A 17054-nucleotide genomic window follows, 5' to 3' on the forward strand; every position below is an offset into this window, starting at 1 on the left:
TGGTGATTCAAGGCTGTCATCGCGGGAGCGGGAGCCCCGTGACAGCCCATTTAGGGTTTGCGCCCTGCCTTCGCGGCGGGGCTTGTGGGTGCGCGATGGGTTGCGCGGTTGGCGATAGGCACCGTGGCCGCAGAGCGCTGACGATTGGTACGCCAGGCGGGCTCCAAAAGTCGCATGCCATGGACCCGCTTGACCGCGACGAGGAAATAGGCAGCACCCAAAATAGGCCACCACTTTTCGCCCAACGGATCCATCCAGCCAAAACGCTCCAGCCATTGGGCGCTGCGCACGGCAGGACGATAACAGCCAAAACGGGCCGATTCGACCTCAAAGCTCAAAAGCCTGAGCCAGTCTCGCAGGCGCCGGTACCCGATGAATTCACCCACATCCGGCAGGTACAGCGTACCGCGCCCCATGCGCTGGTAAAGACGCGCGCGCCGCTGGCGCAGGCCCCACAGGCTGGCAGGGTTCAGACCACTGATGACCACACGCCCCTCGGGGACCAGAACCCGCTCCACCTCTCGCAATGCAGCATGAGGGTCCACGCTCAACTCCAGCGTGTGAGGCAACACAAGAAGATCCAGGCTGGCCTCGGCAAATGGCAGAGACACCGGCTCGGCGAGCAAGTCCACCGTGCGGCGCTGCAGCGGCACATCGGCGCCACTCGCTGCCTCCATGAAGCCCAAAGTGCCCTTATTCATCCCTTCCTGCCCCAGCGCCAGCCATTGGTGCGGCATGCGGTTGGCCCGAAGACCATCGAGCAGCGGCATACCCAGTTGCAGGCTGTGGTAGCCAAAAATATCGGCCACTGCTTCGTCAAAGCGTGCCTGCTCCCATGCCAGCAGGTACTGGCCGGGAGGTGAGTCAAACCAGTGGTGCAAACCTATAATTTGATCGCTCATGAACTTGCTACCGCTGCCCGCCTTTACCGACAACTACATCTGGATGCTGCACGACGGCCGCCAGGCTATCGTGGTCGACCCGGGTGACGCCGCGCCCGTGGCCCAGGCACTGCACCAACTGGGGCTGAGTTTGCAGGCCATTCTAGTCACGCACCACCATGCCGATCATGTCGGCGGGGTGGATGCCCTGCGCGACGCAACCGGCGCCAGGGTCTACGGCCCGGCCCGTGAGCACATTCCCGAGCCACTGGTCCGCCTGCAGCAGGGCGATAGGGTCGAAGGGATCGACGTGCTCGGCCTGCGCTTCGAGGTGATCGATGTGCCCGGCCATACTGCGGGCCACATCGCCTACTACTGTGCAGCCATGGACGGGGCCCCGCTGCTGTTTTGCGGCGACACCTTGTTTTCAGGCGGGTGCGGGCGCCTTTTCGAGGGAACCCCTGCGCAGATGCTCGATTCGCTGGACCGACTGGCCGCCTTGCCCGACAACACGCGCGTGTGCTGCACCCATGAGTACACGTTATCCAACCTGAAATTTGCGCGTGCCGTGGAACCTGGCAACGCCGCATTGCTCCACTACAGCAGCCATTGCGAGGCGTTGCGGGCTCAACACGAGCCCACACTGCCCTCCCACATGGCGCTGGAGCGAAACATCAACCCCTTCCTGCGCGTGCGACAGACCACGGTGGCCCAAGCGGCCCAGGGCTATAACGCGCAGGTGCCTCACGACGATGCGGTGGCGGTACTGGCCGCACTGCGTCAATGGAAAAACGAGTTCCGATGAAAATTTTGCATATCGCCTGCCTGGCAGGGCTTCTTTGGCTCACAGGCTGCGCCACCACGGGGCCCTCCTCGCCAGAGGAAGGGACCATCGGCGGTAAACCGCAAAACACAACCAACGCCTCCTCGCACACGCCCGTCATCCCCAACGGGCCGCTCAAACCCATCACGGCGGCCCGGGCCACCAGCGGCGAAGTGGCCTCGCTGTCGGCCCCCGCCGACCTGTGGGACCGCATTCGCAGGGGTTTTGCGATGCCCGATCTGCAGCACGAACTGGTGCAAGACCGCGAGCAGTGGTATGCCACGCGCCCAGACTACATGCAGCGCATGACCGAACGCTCCAGCAAGTACCTGTTTCACGTTGTTGAAGAGCTGGAACGCCGAGGTATGCCCACCGAACTGGCGCTGCTGCCCTACATTGAGAGCGCGTTCAATCCCCAGGCCGTCTCCAGCGCCAAGGCCGCCGGCATGTGGCAGTTCATGCCGGCCACGGGCAATTATTTCGACCTCAAGCAAAACGCCTTCCGCGATGACCGCCGCGACGTACTGGCGTCCACGCGCGCCGCACTCGACTACCTGCAAAAGCTCTATGGCATGTTCGGCGACTGGCACCTGGCGCTGGCGGCCTACAACTGGGGCGAAGGCAGCGTAGGCCGGGCCATTGCCCGCAACCAGAAGCTGGGCCTGGGCACCAGCTACACCGACCTCAACATGCCGGCAGAAACCCGCATGTACGTCCCCAAGTTGCAGGCGGTCAAAAACATTGTGGCCAACCCGGACGCCTTCCGCACCGAGTTGCCGCTGATTGAAAACCATCCGTACTTCCAGACGGTAGACATCACACACGACATCGACGTGGCCCTGGTGGCCACATTGGCCGGCATCCGCGAGGAAGACTTTCGCGCGCTCAACCCCGCCTACAAGCGGCCCGTGATCCTGGCTGCAGGCACACCCCAGGTCCTGCTGCCGTGGGACAACGCCAAGGTGTTCCAGCGCAATCTCGAAGCCCGTCGCGAAGGCCAATATGCGAGCTGGACCGTGTGGTCCGTCCCTACCACCATGAGTGTGGCCGAGGCCGCCCAGCGTGCAGGCATGAGCGAGAACGACCTGCGCAGCATGAACAACATCCCGCCACGCATGCTGATCAAGGCGGGATCGGCGCTCATGATCCCCCGGTCCACCACCACACGCCAGGACGTGTCTTCCCACCTGGCTGACAACGGACAACTGGCGCTCACCCCTGAGATCGTCACCCGCCGTACCACCGTGCGTGCAGGCAAGGGCGAAACCGTGGCGAGCATTGCGCGGCGCTACAAGCTGGCGGCCTCCAGCGTGGCCGACTGGAACGATGTGCGTGCCAATGCAGCCTTCAAGCTGGGCCAGCAGGTGGTCGTGTACCTGCCCATGCGCCAGGCACAGGCACGCAGCAGCAACGCATCACACACCAACACAGGAAAGCGCCAGGCGGCGGCACCAGCGCGTCGTGGCGGCACGCCGGCCAAGGTCAAGCGACGCTGACCCCCTGGGCGGGCGCGCTCACTCCAGCCGCGCCCGGGCCTACCGGGCCTCCGCTCAGAGCCTGAGGGTGTGCATGCCCAACAGCCCGAGAATGCCCATGATGATGAGGTACAGCGCCACAATGGTGCTGAGCAGGCGGGGCATGACCAGGATGAGGATGCCCGCGATCAGAGAAACAAGCGGGCCGATGCTGAGGCTCAGCGACATGGGACAGTCCTTGGAAAGATAAATACCGGGGAGCAAAGGGATAAAGGCCACGCTACCTGCCGACGGATGCGCCGTGGCAAAAGCATGTAACGCCAGCGATGGGCTCCCGCACTGTAGCCCAAACCAGCCCCTGCTCCAGGCTGGCGCCCCTCGGCCAAAGCAGCCGCACCACGCACCACAGAATGGCTGTGCGACACCGCCGGCTTCGAGATCAGACGCTGTATTTCTGGCGTGCCTTGCGCACCAGATCATTGGTGTAGGTACGCGCCAGTTCGACCTTGGTTTCGGCGAGTTCAGGCTGCACACGAGAAAGCACTCGCAGCGCAGTGGCCGGGCCGTCGTCCGGCATCAGGCCATTGGGCGAAAAGGTTTCGCGCACGCGGCCAAAGGCCGCCAGGTACAGGCCCCGGTCGCCCATCAAATAAGCCGGAGGCACCGCCTTGACCAGATCGGCCGGAGCCGCTGTCTGCAGCCACTTGAGCGCATGCACAATGCCGTTGACCAACGCCTGGGCCTGCCCAGGCTGTTTCTGGAAGAAGGCCTGGGGCGCATAGAGGCTGCCCGCTGGCATGGGGCCGCCGAACATGTCCTGCGCCGCTTTCAGCGAACGCAAATCACCCACCACGCGGGTATCGGCCTTCTGCTCCAGCAGCGTCATGATCGGGTCGGCATGGCACAACGCATGCACCTGACCCGAACGCAACGCGTTCATCGCGCTGGTGCCAGAACCGACACCCACAAACGTGATATCGCGGAGGGACACACCCGCGCGTACCAACATCAGGCTGGCCGCCAGGTGGGTCGAGGAACCGACCGAAGACACCCCGATCTTGCGACCCGACAGATCACCCAGGTCCTTGTAGGCCGGCAGTGACCGCAGCGACACCCCCAGAGCCAGCTGGGGCGCCCGCCCCTGCAATACCAGCGAACGGTAGGCCTGGCCCCGCATTTGCGCACGCAGCACATGTTCAAAGGCCCCGGAGCAAACATCGGCAGCGCCGTCCTGCACCGCCTGCATGGCCAGCGCGCCCGCAGAAAAATCACGCACCACCACCTCCAGGCCTTCGGTACGGAAGTACCCCAGAGCATCCGCCAGCGCCAGCGGCAAGTGATAGAGAACCCCTTGCCCTCCCACCGCGACGGTGACGCGCCCCAGCATGGCACCATCGGTTTGTGCCCGCACCAACGCAGGCGCAAACACCGCAGCCGCCGACAAGGCAGAGACGGAGCCAAAGGCGCGGCGGGTGAGCAGGCGTGGGGTCATGGAATCAAAAAAGCGGGCAATGCTGCATTGCAACAATTGTGCCTCAGAGCAATCAGCGCCGCATCAGGGAGATTCCCTGAGGGTTTCTACGTACAGAGGGGGAAAGTGGCGCCTCGGCCCACAAAATGCAGTCCCCCGGGGGCCAGCAGCCGCCCGATGGAAGCCTTAGCGCGCTCAACGATAGCCGATGAAGAGGATCGCCACGTTGACCAGAAAGCCCGCAGCCCACACCGCACTGCGGGCCGTGGGCATGTCGGAGACATACATCATCACGTAGAAGATGCGCAGCATGACGAACAGCAGCGCCAGCATATCAAGCAGCGTCTGCCCCGCACCCAGCATGTGCGCGATGATGACCGCGCCGATGAAAAACGGCAGTGCCTCGAAGCTATTGGCCTGGGCCGCATTGGCCCGCGCACGCCAGTCGGTCTGCCGAGCCATCCAGGCGCGCGGATCGTGGTTGTCAAAGCCGCCATCCTTGCGCGACTTGCCCAGGTTGCCACTCTTGGCCAGCCAGGCACAACCCATGGGCAGCAGCACGGCGATCAGCACGCACCAGTAGGCCACTGTGAACCGTGCAACATGCATGGTGGTATTCATATTTCAAGCCTTTTAGGGCTCCAGCGCTTGATACACAAGCGCTAGCAGCTATTAATTTGGGAGTATTTTACCCACAGCGGTGGAAGCCGTTGTGCGTTTTCGACACCAAAGTGTTACCGGCGATCCACCAGCGCATGGGCAATCGTGCCCAGGTCCACATACTCCAGCTCACTTCCCACAGGCACGCCGCGTGCCAGCCGTGTGACATGCAGGCCTCGGCTCTTGAGAGCCTCGCTGATCACATGGGCCGTGGCCTCGCCTTCGGCATTGAAGTTGGTGGCCAGAATGACCTCCTGCACCGTGCCATCGGTGGCGCGATCCATCAGTTTGTGCAGCCCGATTTCCTTGGGGCCCACCCCATCCAGCGGACTGAGCCGCCCCATCAACACGAAATACAAGCCCTTGAACGCCCCCGTACGCTCCAGCGCCGACTGATCGGCCGGGGTCTCCACCACACAGAGCCGCGTGGCATCCCGCTCCGGGTCCAGGCAGGTGCTGCATACCTCGGCCTCGGTAAAGGTGTGGCAACGCGTGCAATGGTGCACCGTCCCAACCGCCTCCCCCAGCGCCCGCGACAACGCCAACGCACCCTCCCGGTCATGTTGCAGCAGATGAAACGCCATCCGCTGCGCAGACTTCACCCCCACCCCCGGCAAGCGGCGCAGCGCCTGGATCAGGACATCAAGGGAGTTGGTGGATGGGGAGGACATGGGTTGGAAAACAATCCGAGGGAAGTAGGGGTGACGCGTAAACCAGGCTTCGACAAGCTCCGCCCGAACCGTGGGAAGGGCCAGCGGGCCCTGCACCTTGGTCTTCCATCCCGCCCTCAAGGGCGTAGCGAGCGGGATGAGCTGCTCGGTGGACGGAGCGCAGCCACCGGAACGCACTTGCAGTGCGTGAGGATGGCGAGCACCGCCCAAAGACGCAGATGGCCCGCCCGGTAGCCAACCTCAGAAGGGGAATTTCATGCCGCCTGGGAGGCCTGGCATGCCTTGAGTGAGCTTGCCCATCTTCTCCGACGAAGTTTCTTCGGCCTTGCGCACCGCCGCATTGAACGCAGCCGCCACCAGGTCTTCCAGCATGTCTTTGTCTTCGGCCAGCAGGCTGGGGTCGATGGTGATGCGTTTCACATCGTGTTTGCAGGTCATCACCACCTTCACCAGGCCCGCGCCCGATTCGCCCTCCACCTCCACAAAGGCCAGTTCATCCTGGGCCTTCTTGAGGTTGTCCTGCATGGCCTGGGCTTGCTTCATCAGACCGGCGAGTTGTCCCTTGTTGAACATGGTGTCGTTTCCTTTTCAGTTGCAGTTTCGGTTAGATATTGGATAAAAGGCGGTGGACCGTCATGCAGGCTTGATGCTGCCCGGCACGATTCTCGCGCCGTAGTCACGCATCAGCGATTGCACAAAGGGGTCGTTGTTCACGATTTCTTCGGCACGGCGTTGCCGCTCGGCGGCCGCAGCGGCGTTGCGGCGGGCGGGGCTGTCGATGACAACACCCACTTCCACCGTGATCTGGGTCGCATGGCCCGCAGTCTCCAGCGCGGCACGCAGGCGCTCGCGCGCCGTCGGTTGGTTGAGCGATTCGCGCTCGACGCGCAGCAGCCAGTGGCCGCCATCGCGCGCCACCAGTTGGGACTGCAGTGCCAGCTCTCGCACCAGGGCGGTAATGGACTCTGCCAGCACCATCTGTTGCACCGTGCGGTGCCAGACATCCCCCTCCTCGGTCGGCGTATAGCGCGCAGAAACAGGGGTTGGTGCAGACAGCGGCAAAGGTTGCAGTCGCTCGCCGGGTTCCGGCGTCTCACGCACTGGAATTGCTACGTATTCAGGAGCAACTTGCGCTCTACCTGCCTGCACCGGGGGCTGATTTCGCACAAATCCTTCGGTGGTCCGTATTGGCAGCGTGGTGGTGGGTGTGGCCGCCCCCACGGCGTCCGGCTCGTCCGAACCCGGCCACGGAGGCGGTTCGCAAGCCCCGGAGACATCAGAAGACGCGTCTTGCAGGGGCACCGAAACCGATGGCGTCGATTGCACCAACGGCACCGGAGCAGCGGGCGCCGCGGCGGGCGCTTCCACAGCGGCAGCTCCGGGACGCTCCATAGGTGCCGATACCGCGATGGCAGCGGGCGCAGAAGGTGCCGAAGACGCGCGAAACCCCGTAGAGCCCGTATCCACCGGGCCCGAGGACGCCGTTTCAGGCCGCGTCAGAGTTTTTTTTTCCGCCGATTCGCCCTGGGGCTTGAAGGCCAGCAGGCGCAGCAACACCATGGTCAGCGCCGCATATTCGTCCGGCGCCAGGCCCAATTCACCACGCCCGTGCAGGCACAGGCTGTAAAGCAGCTGGGTTTCGTCGGCAGGCATCAGGGCGGCCAGACGCGCCGTTTCCGCCGCCTCGGGGTCATCGGCATCCACGGCACCCGCCATCTGGGGCACCGCCTGAAACACGGCCATGCGCTGCAGCACAGCGCTCATTTCTTCCAGCGTGGACGCAGCCGACAGGCCATTGATGCGCAGCGTGTCCGAGGTTTCCACCACCGTCTTGCCGTCGCCCTGGGCCAATGCATCGATGAGGCGGAACACGTAAGAGCGGTCCACAGCACCCAACATCTGGCGCACGGCGCCTTCCTGCAATTGACCGCTGCCAAAAGCGATCGCCTGGTCGGTGAGCGACAGCGCATCGCGCATCGAGCCGCGTGCGGCGCGTGACAGCAGGCGCAGTGCCTGGGGCTCGGCCGGCACATTCTCGGCCGCCAGCACCTGCGTGAGGTGTGAGAGCACGGTTTCAGGCGCCATGGGGCGCAGGTTGAACTGCAGGCAGCGGCTCAGCACCGTGACAGGCACCTTTTGCGGATCGGTCGTGGCCAGCACGAACTTGAGGTATTCGGGCGGCTCTTCCAGCGTCTTGAGCATGGCGTTGAACGCCGTGTTCGTCAGCATGTGCACTTCGTCGATCATGAAGACCTTGAAGCGCCCCTGCACCGGCTTGTACACCGCCTGCTCCAGCAGGCTTTGCACCTCGTCCACGCCCCGGTTCGATGCGGCATCCAGCTCGGTGTAATCGACAAAACGACCGCTGTCGATGTCGGTGCAGGCCTGACATACGCCGCAAGGCGTGGCCGTGATGCCACCCTGCCCGTCAGCCCCCTGGCAATTGAGTGACTTGGCGAGGATGCGCGACACCGTGGTCTTGCCCACACCCCGTGTACCTGTGAACAGGTAGGCATGGTGCAGACGCTGCTGGGTGAGCGCATTGGTCAAAGCCTGCACCACATGCTCCTGCCCCACCATTTCGGTGAAATTGCGGGGGCGGTACTTGCGGGCGAGCACGAGGTAAGACATGGGGGGTGATTCTAGGGCCCACGCCGCCCCTGGTTTTGGGTGCGCCTGCCCGCGCACCCTCCACCGCCTTGCACAGGCATGCCCCAAGCGAGAAACGCCACACAAGGGCCGCCCCGCTGTGCGGGCATCGCCCCTCCTGCCGAATTGCGCTGCAATTCGGCAAGAGCGAAACGGCGTCGTCGTTCACGAGGTAGAATCCCATCCTGACGGGCCTCCCCGCATGGTGAAGCGGCCAACCGGGTCAGGTGGGGAACCAAGCAGCCCTAACTGTGGAGCCAGTGCCGGGGGTAAGGCTCGTCAACTTCTTTTTTTCTGCGCGTTCGCGCAGAGACCCCCAACTTCCTGCACCTTGCACACCGCACTGATAGCTATATTTTCGATAGCTACCAGCGCTTATCCCATAAGCGTTAGCGCCCCAAAAAACGCAAAACACCCTGCCCGGCCCGCACGCCGCTGGCCAGACTGGCCGTGAGCAGGTAGCCGCCCGTGGGGGCTTCCCAGTCCAGCATTTCGCCCGCGCAAAAAACGCCCGGCATGGCAGTGGCCATGAGGTGCTCATCCAACGCCTCAAAAGCCACGCCACCGGCCGTGCTGATGGCCTCATCCAGCGGGCGGGCGGCCACCACGGTGAGGGGCAGCGCCTTGATGGCACGGGCCAGGGCCACGGGGTCGTTCATGCCGTCCTTGCCCAGGTGCTCGTACAGGATGCCTGCCTTGATGCCATCCAGACCAAGGCGGCTTTTGAGGTGGCTCGACAGGGAGCGCGAACCGCGCGGGTGGCGCACCTCCACCAGCACACGCTCGGGGCTGTGGTCTGGAAGCAGGTCCAGCTCGAATGTGGCATGGCCATGGGCATCGATCTCGTCGCGCAATAGTTGCGAAGCCGCATAGACCAGGCTACCCTCCACGCCCGTGGCCGTCACCACGAACTCGCCCCGGCGGCTGAAACTGCGGCCCTGGCTGTCGGTGGCACTGAGCGCCACCGTCTTGAAAGGCTGACCCGCAAATCGCTCGGCAAAATGCGGTGTCCAGCCCACGGCCGGGGTGGGCGTGCGGCCGATCAGCTCCTGCAGGAAAGCGCGGCGCGTTTCCCCGACAGGGGCGTCGGCACGCAGCACATCAAAGCCACAGTTGGACGGGCGCAGAGGCGCCACGGCCACGCCGCGCTGCGCCAGCAGCGGCACCCAGGCACCGTCGGACCCCAGGCGCGCCCAGCTGCCGCCCCCCAGCGCCAACACCACCGCCTTGGCAGTGACCTGCACTTCACCCGCAGGCGCGGCAAAACGCAGTGCGCCGCCATCGGTCCAGCCCAGCCAGCGGTGGCGCATGTGGAACTGCACGCCCTGCGCGCGCAGGCGCTGCAGCCATGCGCGCAGCAGGGGCGCGGCTTTCATGTCAGCCGGAAACACACGGCCGGAGGTGCCCACAAAGGTCTCGACACCCAGCCCCTGCGCCCAGGCGCGGACCTCCGGGCCGCCAAATGCGGCGATCAGGGGTTCGACCTGCGGTTGGCGCCCGGCGTAGCGGCTGACAAAGGGCGCGTGGGGCTCGGAATGCGTGAGGTTGAGGCCGCCCTTGCCCGCCAGCAAGAATTTGCGCCCTACCGAGGGCATGGCATCCAGCAGATGCACTGCCACCCCCGCCTGTGCCAGCACCTCGGCGGCCATCAGCCCCGCAGGCCCTCCGCCCACGATGACGGCATCGCAGCGCAGAAAAGTGGCTGCCTCAGTGGCCAGGGGAGTGGGTGCATTCATGGGAAAAACCTTTGGATCCATCGAAAACATTCAGCGTCAGAACAGGGTGCCCTGGACCGAACCCAGGGGGGCGTCATCGGCCGACCCCGGCACTGCGGCAGACGCAGGCGCTGCGGGGGCGAGAGTATGCCGCACGGCACCGCTCCCTGGGACCGCACCCGCCCGCAAAACATCATCGATGGCCGGGGGCCCCGCATCGGGCACCGGCACCATGCGCCCGTCGCCCGTCAGGAAGGCTGCCCACACACTCTCGCCGGGCGCCTGCTCCCTCACGGCCGCGCGGTAGCGCTGCAGCTGGGCCATCAGCGCAGGCTGGCGCTCGGGCTGGGCCGCGCTTTTGTAGTCCAGCACCCACCAACCCGCGCGCTCGGCTGGCTGGTGGCAGTGCACCAGACGGTCGATGCGCAGGCTTTGACCCCGGTAGCGCAGCGGCACTTCGTTGATCGTGGTGTCCACCACCGCTGCATCCCAGGCCCAGGCGCCCTCGCCCGCCAGGATGCGCTGGGCCGTCTGGGCGGCGATGTGCGCTGCGCCCACGCTGACATCAAAGTCCTGCGCCAAGCGCGCTACGCGGGCCGCTGGCCAGCCCTGGGCGCGCAGGTCGGCCAGCGGCGCGCCCGCCACCCCGGCCTGCTCCAGCAACTGGTGCATGGCCTCGCCCAGGCGCGATGCGGGGGTGGACTGCGATGCCTCCGGGTCTGCCGGATCGGTGTCGTCGGCCACGGCACGCGGCGCGGCGCGCAAGTGGACAGGGAGCATCGCCAGCTCGGCCACGGTGAAATGGTCATGCGCGCTGTCAGGCCCAGCCGTCACCAAGCCCGCCTCGGCCTCACCCGCCCCACCCTGTACATCCGCATCCGCCAGCAGTGGCGCCAGCCGGTTCCACCAGCTCCCCAGGGCCGAAACGCTGGGCAACACCGACGACAGCGCCAGGCAGTGCTTGGCGCGTGTCATGGCCACGTACAGCATGTTGAGTTCTTCACGCTGGCGGGCCTGCTGTTCGACCGCCAGGGCGGCTTCGGCGCTGGGGGGCGGACTGGATTCGCTGGCGAGAAAAACAAAGCCCGCAGGTTCGGCTTTTTCGCCGGGCCAATCCACCAGCACGCCCATGGTCTCGGCCTTTTGCGGACGGGTGTCGGTATCGAGCAGCAGCACGCAGCGCGCCTCCAGCCCCTTGGCGCCGTGCACGGTGAGCAGGCGCACCGCCTGCGCGTCCACCCGGCCCGGCGCGCGCACGCCGCCTTTTTTCATGGCCCGCACAAAGGCATAGGGCGTGAGGTAGCGGCCACCATCGTGCTGCAGCGCGGCCGAGAGCAAGGCGCGCAAATTGGCTTGGACGGCAATGCGCTGCGCGGCCGGGGCTGCGGCAGCAAAGCGGGCCAGCACATCGGCCTGCTGGTAGATGGCATGCAGCGCATCGTGTGGCGGCAAGGTGTCCACCCAGGCCTTGTATTGAATCAAACTGGTGCCTAGCGCTTGTAAATCAAGCGGTAGCAGCTCACTTTTTTGTAGCAAATCAAACCAACTGCTGCCCACATGCTCACCTTGACGGCGCAATGCCGCCAGCGCAACGAGGCCATCGTCACCCACGCCGAACAGCGGCGACTTGAGCGCGCGCGCCAGCGAGAGGTCGTGCCCGGTGGACACCAGCACATCCAGCAGCGCCACGATGTCCTGCACCTCGGGCGCGTCAAACAGGTCGGCCTTTTCGGGCTGCACACACGGCAGGTGCAACGCGCGCAGGGCGTCCTGCATGGCGGCCAGCCGGTCGCGCTTGCGGGCCAGCACCAGCACCTCATTGGGGGGCGTGCCTGCGGCGATCTGCGCCGCCACCCAGGCGGCGGCCTGCGTGGATTCGCGCATGCGCTGGGTTTCTTCGGCTTCGTGGCGCGGCTCGGTCAGGCTGTCGCGCCAGACCAACGGGTCGGAGCCTCCGCCACCGTCAGCATCGGGCGGCAGGATAGCGGGCAGGCGCAGCAGCACGCCGGGGTCTTTCGATTCGGTGGTGTGGTCGCGAAAGCCGCTGGTTTCGTGCTGCGCCTGGGCAGTGCCCATCACCTGGTTCACGGCGGCGATCACACCCGTGGCGTTGCGGCGCGTGTGGTCGCAGCTGAGCAAGTCGCCCCCCAGGCCATCGCGCACAAAGGCCCGCGCGGCGATGAACACCTGCGGCTCGGCGCGGCGAAAGCGGTAAATGCTCTGCTTGGGATCGCCCACGATGAACACGCTGGGCGGCTGCGCGCCGCCGCCCGAGCCCGCGTAGCCCGACAGCCAGGCATGCAGCGCCTGCCACTGCAGCGGGTTGGTGTCCTGGAACTCATCCACCAACAGGTGGCGGATGCGCGCATCCAGGCGCTCTTGCACCCAGCCAGAAAGGATGGGGTCGGCCAGCATGACCAGCGCCGTGCGCTCCACATCGTTCATGTCGACCCAGCCGTGTTGGTGCTTGACGGCGGCAAACTCCGCGATCAGGCAGCGCGCCAGCCGGGCCATGCGCTGCTGGTGCTGCCAGGCGTCGTGCTGGCGGCGGGCCGTGAGCAGGCGTTGCAGTTCGGGCTCGGCCTCCTGCGCGGCGGCGAACTTTTCGAGGTTCTTGGAGAGCCGGTCTTCCTTGGCCACGAACAAGGCCTTGCGCAGCATGTCCAGGCGCAGGTTGAGGTCGTTGCAGGCGAGTGCGTCGATGATGGCGTCGGCCGCCTTCTGCGGGGTCTTGTTGGATTCGGTACCCAGCGCCTTGGCGCGGGCCAGCCAGCGCTGGTGGCAGACGTCGCCATGCACAGCATCGGCAGGCTCGTCGAAAGCAGCCAGCTCCGGGTACTGCAACTGAAACGGCGGCACCGAGGCATCGACCACGCCGGCCGTGTCGGCCAGGTCAAACTCGACCCGTTTGGAGAGCGCCGCCGCCAACGCCTTGTGCGTCTGGGATCGACCATGGCGGGCCACGACGGCCTCATAGTCGGCCCGCAGGCTGGCGCTGGTGGCCACTGCCTGCAGGAAAGGGCCCCAGACCTCGCGCACGGCCTCGGCATCGTCTTCGAGCAATTCAAAATGGGCCGGCAAACCCTGCGCCTGCAACAGCGCCAGCGGGGCCGTACCCAGCAGCGCTGCAAACCAGCTGTGGAAGGTGCGGATCTGCGCCGGGCGGCCACTGGCCAGCATCTTTCGGTATAAATTCTGTAGCGCCTCGCGCTGATCCAGAGCGCGCTCCGGGCTGATTCCCCTTGCAACCAATTCTGCGGTCAGCACGTCCAGCGGCGCGTGGGAAAACGCCTCCAGCCATTCCTGCAAACGCTGGCGCATTTCGCCCGCCGCCTTTTTGGTGAAGGTGATGGCGAGAATCTCGTGGGGTGCGGCACCGTCGAGCAGCGCACGCAGCATGCGCGAGACCAGCATCCAGGTCTTACCTGCGCCCGCGCAGGCCTCCACGGCCACGCTGCGCGCGGGGTCGCAGGCGATGGTGTAGAACGCCTCGCGCGAAACGGGGTGGCCGTTGTGTTCGTAGGCCGCAGTCGTGTGGGTTGGTTCGGTCACCGGCGGGGCCTCAGTCATTCCAGAAATCTTTTCGGCACAGGCCACGCGCAGCGCAGTAGTCACACACGGCGCCCTCGCCCAAGGCGGGCATCGGTGCGCCTGCGGCGATGCGGGCGAAGTCGTGCTGGATGCCCTCCACCAGCAGGTCGCGCAGGTGCACCACCTCGTCCTGTTCGTGCATCTGTGTCTCACCCCGCTCGCCCACGTTCACGTAGGCGGCGCGCAGCGTGTCGTGGCTCAGCAAGGCCGCATAGAAAGCAAGCTGGGTGTCTTCGGCCCCCGCCCCGATGCGTTTGCGCGTGACGGTGTCGTTTTCGGTCTTGTAGTCAATGACCAACGGCGTGGGCTCGCCCGTGGATGAGATGGCATCGATGCGGTCGATGGTGCCCACCAGTTGCAAGGCACCCAGCGGCTGGCTGGTTTGCACCTCGGCCTGCCGAAAATGCCCTCCAGCCTGTTCATGCTGCACTAACCAGCGCAGGTAACCATCGCGCACCTGGGCCCAGCCTGCCGCGAACGGCAGAAAGTCGCCCTCGCCCAGGCCCTGCTGCAGCGTGACGGCCTGCGCGGCGCTGTCCATGCGGGCGATGCGCGTGTCTGCGTCGTCTGTCGGCTCGGCCAGCAAGCCCTCATGAAAGTGCTGCAACACCGCATGCAGCCAGTTGCCAAAGTCGCGCTTGTCCACCTCGGCGGCCAGCTCGTCAGCCTCTTGCAGACCCAGTTGGCGCAGCGCAAAAAAACGGTAGGGGCAGTGCCTCAGGTCGGAGTACGCCGTGGACGACAGCCGCACGACCGGCAACGCCCGCCCGTCAGGCAAGGGCCTGGCCGTAGGCGTAGCCACCACGGTGCGCTGGCTGCGGTCGTCCGCCCCTTCGATGCCCGCTCCGTCCAGGTGCAGCGCCAGCACCAGTGCACTGGCCAGCAAGGGCTCGCCGCCTTCGTCGCCCGTGCGCCAGAGCACATCCACGGCCGGTGTCTGCAAAGCATGTTGCCACGCGGCGCGCTGCGCGGCTTCCAGCGATTCGCGCGTGGGCAGACCCCAGGCCTCGCGCTGCGCCGGGGTCCAGTCGCCCACAGGCTCGGGCGATGGCTGCAGGCGTTTTTCATCACAGCCGGGCAGCACCAGCGCGGCAAACGGTCGTGCCAGCAACTGCGGCAGGGGCAGAACGACAACGGGCGCGTCGCCCATCTGGCTGGGCACATAACGTGCGGCTTCCAGCACCTCGTTGGCCCAGCGCGTGAACTCGGCCAGTGCCATGCGGCGGCCTGCGCTGTCCCAGCCGTCCAGCTCGACCTCCTGGCCTGCCTGCAGACGCAGCGCTGTCAGCACGCGGGCGCCTGCGGGGTCATCCTCCAGAACCGTCCACTGGCCATTGCCCTCCAGCAGGGCACGCAAGGCCTGCAGCCACTGCGCCAGCGGGCGTGCGGCACGCAGCCCTTCGCGCCATTCCTGCGCCTGGGCCACACAGACGGCCAAGGCGGGCTGCGCCTCCCAGTCACGCGCGGCGGCACCCGACCACGTCGCCACCTGGGCCTTGCGCAGCGCACGCTCCAGGGCATTGAGGACCGCAGGCTGCACGACCGGTGCATGTTTGAGCCAGTCCAGCACCGCATCGGCGGTGGCATTCCAGGCGCAGGCCGTGAGCGCGGCCATCAGCTGTGCAGCAGCCCGTGTGGTGGAAAGCGTCCAGCCGTTTTCATCGCGCACCGCCACACCGCAGCTGGCCAAGTGCGCGCCAATGCGGCGTGTGAGGGCGCGATCGTTGGCCGCCAGCGCCACCGGTGTGCGGCCGGCCACCACGTGGGCCCACACACAGGCCGCAGCGCGTTGGGCCTCGTCTTCGGCATCCTGCGCAGCGTGCAGCGCCAGGCGGCCGCAGGCCCCGACAGCCACCTCCTCAGGCGGCAAGACCAGGGCCACGGCCTTGTCGCCCCAATGGGCGTGCAAGGCCTGGGCAAGGGCCTCGACCTGAAAACCTTGCAGCAGCACCAGGGCGTCCACCGACTGGCGCACGCCAGGCTCAAACAAGACATCCGTAGCATGGCGCGAGGCCAGCACCCATTCGAGTGCAATGCGGGACACCACGGCTTCGAACCGCAAAGCTGAACCTTCTTCAGGCTCTGGCAAGAGGCTGCGCGCCTGGAGCCCCCAGGCCTCGCGCTGCGCCGGGGCCATGGCAGCCACCACCACCGCCAGCTGGGCCGCCGCCTCTTGCAACGGCACCGCCAGCACGTCCCGCTGCGCGGTCAAACCCGCGCGATCGAGCAAGGCGCGCGCCGTGAGGGTGTCGCGCGCCACGTCCCCGGCCAGATCGTCACCCTGTGGCACAAAGGCAGACAGCTGGCGGGCCCAGTTGCGCGTGGTTTCAAACCGGGGGGCAAATCCGTCGGCATGGAGCAAGGCCCAGTAGCGCTGCGCCCAGGGCATGAGCTGGGCATAGGGAACCAGCACCACCGTGCGCGCGGGATGGGCCCTCAGCCCCTGCATGTGCGCCTCCACCTGGGCCAACACGCGTTGCCACAACGCGGCGCACTGATCGCTTTTCGCTATGACAGTCATAGCGTCGTAAGACCCGGCCACACCGGTGAACGTGGGATTGGTTTCTGTCACAATGCCCTGACTTTAAACGTACACCGGTCACCACCCGATCAAAATCAAGGAATCCGCCATGGCCAGCGAACTCATCAAACATGTCTCTGACGCCAGCTTTGAAGCCGACGTGCTCCAACCCGGCTCCGCCGTGCTGGTGGACTACTGGGCCGAATGGTGCGGCCCCTGCAAAATGATTGCTCCCATCCTGGACGAAGTGGCAGGCACCTACCAAGGCAAGCTGCAGATCGCCAAGATGAATGTGGACGAAAACCGCGAGATCCCCGCCAAGTTTGGCATTCGCGGCATCCCCACGCTGATGCTGTTCAAGGATGGCCAGCTGGCCGCCACCAAGGTCGGAGCCATGAGCAAGGCGCAATTGACCGCCTTCATTGATCAGCAACTGGCCTGATTCACAAACAAATGCCCCGTTGGTTTTGCCACCTCCGGGGCTTTTCTTGAAGGGTATGCAGCTCGCACAAATACCCAGGGCTGGCGGCAGTGACCACCCCAATCACGCCCCCTTGAAGCCCTCTCTTTTTTTCCTGTCATAATTCCACCAGATCA

The 17054-nt window shown here is 65.7% G+C and carries 13 protein-coding genes and 1 other RNA gene; 4 read left to right on the forward strand and 10 right to left on the reverse strand.

Annotated elements, in window-relative coordinates:
* Nucleotides 1-50 precede the first annotated feature (50 nt).
* Entirely contained in the window at nt 51-902 is an 852-nt protein-coding gene (locus CLU85_RS14040; RefSeq protein ID WP_100410796.1) for a class I SAM-dependent methyltransferase, read from the reverse strand.
* Between CLU85_RS14040 and gloB the strand changes: the two genes are divergently transcribed.
* Together gloB and CLU85_RS14050 are read left to right on the forward strand one after the other, a co-directional pair.
* The gene (gene gloB, locus CLU85_RS14045) at nt 901-1686 is read left to right on the forward strand and encodes a hydroxyacylglutathione hydrolase (protein WP_100410797.1); all 786 of its coding nucleotides are present in this window, start codon (nt 901-903) and stop codon (nt 1684-1686) included. The genes CLU85_RS14040 and gloB overlap by 2 nt on opposite strands.
* Nucleotides 1683-3200, forward strand: coding sequence for a transglycosylase SLT domain-containing protein (locus CLU85_RS14050; RefSeq protein ID WP_100410798.1), 1518 nt, complete (start codon nt 1683-1685; stop codon nt 3198-3200). Before gloB ends, CLU85_RS14050 begins: the two co-directional genes overlap by 4 nt.
* A 54-nt stretch (nt 3201-3254) precedes the next feature.
* Here CLU85_RS14050 and CLU85_RS14055 read toward each other — a convergent pair whose 3' ends face one another.
* The 6 genes from CLU85_RS14055 to dnaX form a co-directional block, all read right to left on the reverse strand.
* Nucleotides 3255-3407 carry a DUF3096 domain-containing protein gene (locus CLU85_RS14055; RefSeq protein WP_100410799.1) on the reverse strand — a complete coding sequence of 51 codons (153 nt, stop codon included), beginning with the start codon at nt 3405-3407 and terminating at the stop codon, nt 3255-3257.
* A gap of 211 nt (nt 3408-3618) precedes the next feature.
* Nucleotides 3619-4671, reverse strand: coding sequence for an ABC transporter substrate-binding protein (locus CLU85_RS14060; protein WP_100412559.1), 1053 nt, complete (start codon nt 4669-4671; stop codon nt 3619-3621).
* Nucleotides 4672-4845: 174 nt separating this feature from the next.
* Nucleotides 4846-5271: an MAPEG family protein gene (locus CLU85_RS14065; protein ID WP_100410800.1), complete on the reverse strand. Its 426-nt coding sequence runs from the start codon at nt 5269-5271 to the stop codon at nt 4846-4848.
* 113 nt (nt 5272-5384) lie between these two features.
* Nucleotides 5385-5981 carry a recombination mediator RecR gene (recR, locus tag CLU85_RS14070; protein WP_100410801.1) on the reverse strand — a complete coding sequence of 199 codons (597 nt, stop codon included), beginning with the start codon at nt 5979-5981 and terminating at the stop codon, nt 5385-5387.
* Between the two features lie 240 nt (nt 5982-6221).
* A complete protein-coding gene (locus CLU85_RS14075; RefSeq protein ID WP_100410802.1) occupies nt 6222-6554 on the reverse strand; it encodes a YbaB/EbfC family nucleoid-associated protein in 333 nt (110 codons plus the stop codon).
* Between the two features lie 60 nt (nt 6555-6614).
* Nucleotides 6615-8612 (reverse strand): DNA polymerase III subunit gamma/tau, encoded by a 1998-nt coding sequence (dnaX, locus tag CLU85_RS14080; RefSeq protein WP_100410803.1) that lies wholly within the window; start codon nt 8610-8612, stop codon nt 6615-6617.
* Nucleotides 8613-8817: 205 nt separating this feature from the next.
* Here dnaX and ffs point away from each other — a divergent pair.
* Nucleotides 8818-8914, forward strand: an RNA gene (gene ffs, locus CLU85_RS14085) — signal recognition particle sRNA small type.
* Nucleotides 8915-9019: 105 nt separating this feature from the next.
* Here ffs and CLU85_RS14090 read toward each other — a convergent pair.
* Genes CLU85_RS14090 through CLU85_RS14100 form a run of 3 tightly spaced genes read right to left on the reverse strand, consistent with a single transcriptional unit; the run spans nt 9020 to nt 16457 of the window.
* A complete protein-coding gene (locus CLU85_RS14090) occupies nt 9020-10366 on the reverse strand; it encodes a TIGR03862 family flavoprotein (RefSeq protein WP_100410804.1) in 1347 nt (448 codons plus the stop codon).
* A gap of 36 nt (nt 10367-10402) precedes the next feature.
* Nucleotides 10403-13897, reverse strand: coding sequence for a UvrD-helicase domain-containing protein (locus CLU85_RS14095; protein WP_369858219.1), 3495 nt, complete (start codon nt 13895-13897; stop codon nt 10403-10405).
* Between the two features lie 10 nt (nt 13898-13907).
* Complete coding sequence (locus tag CLU85_RS14100) at nt 13908-16457, reverse strand: PD-(D/E)XK nuclease family protein (RefSeq protein ID WP_100410806.1); 2550 nt, start codon at nt 16455-16457, stop codon at nt 13908-13910.
* Nucleotides 16458-16566: 109 nt separating this feature from the next.
* On the opposite strand from CLU85_RS14100, the gene trxA reads away from it, so the two are divergent.
* Nucleotides 16567-16899: a thioredoxin TrxA gene (trxA, locus tag CLU85_RS14105; protein ID WP_008906761.1), complete on the forward strand. Its 333-nt coding sequence runs from the start codon at nt 16567-16569 to the stop codon at nt 16897-16899.
* Nucleotides 16900-17054: the final 155 nt, after the last annotated feature.

This window comes from Acidovorax sp. 69, assembly GCF_002797445.1.
Taxonomy (GTDB): domain Bacteria; phylum Pseudomonadota; class Gammaproteobacteria; order Burkholderiales; family Burkholderiaceae_C; genus Acidovorax.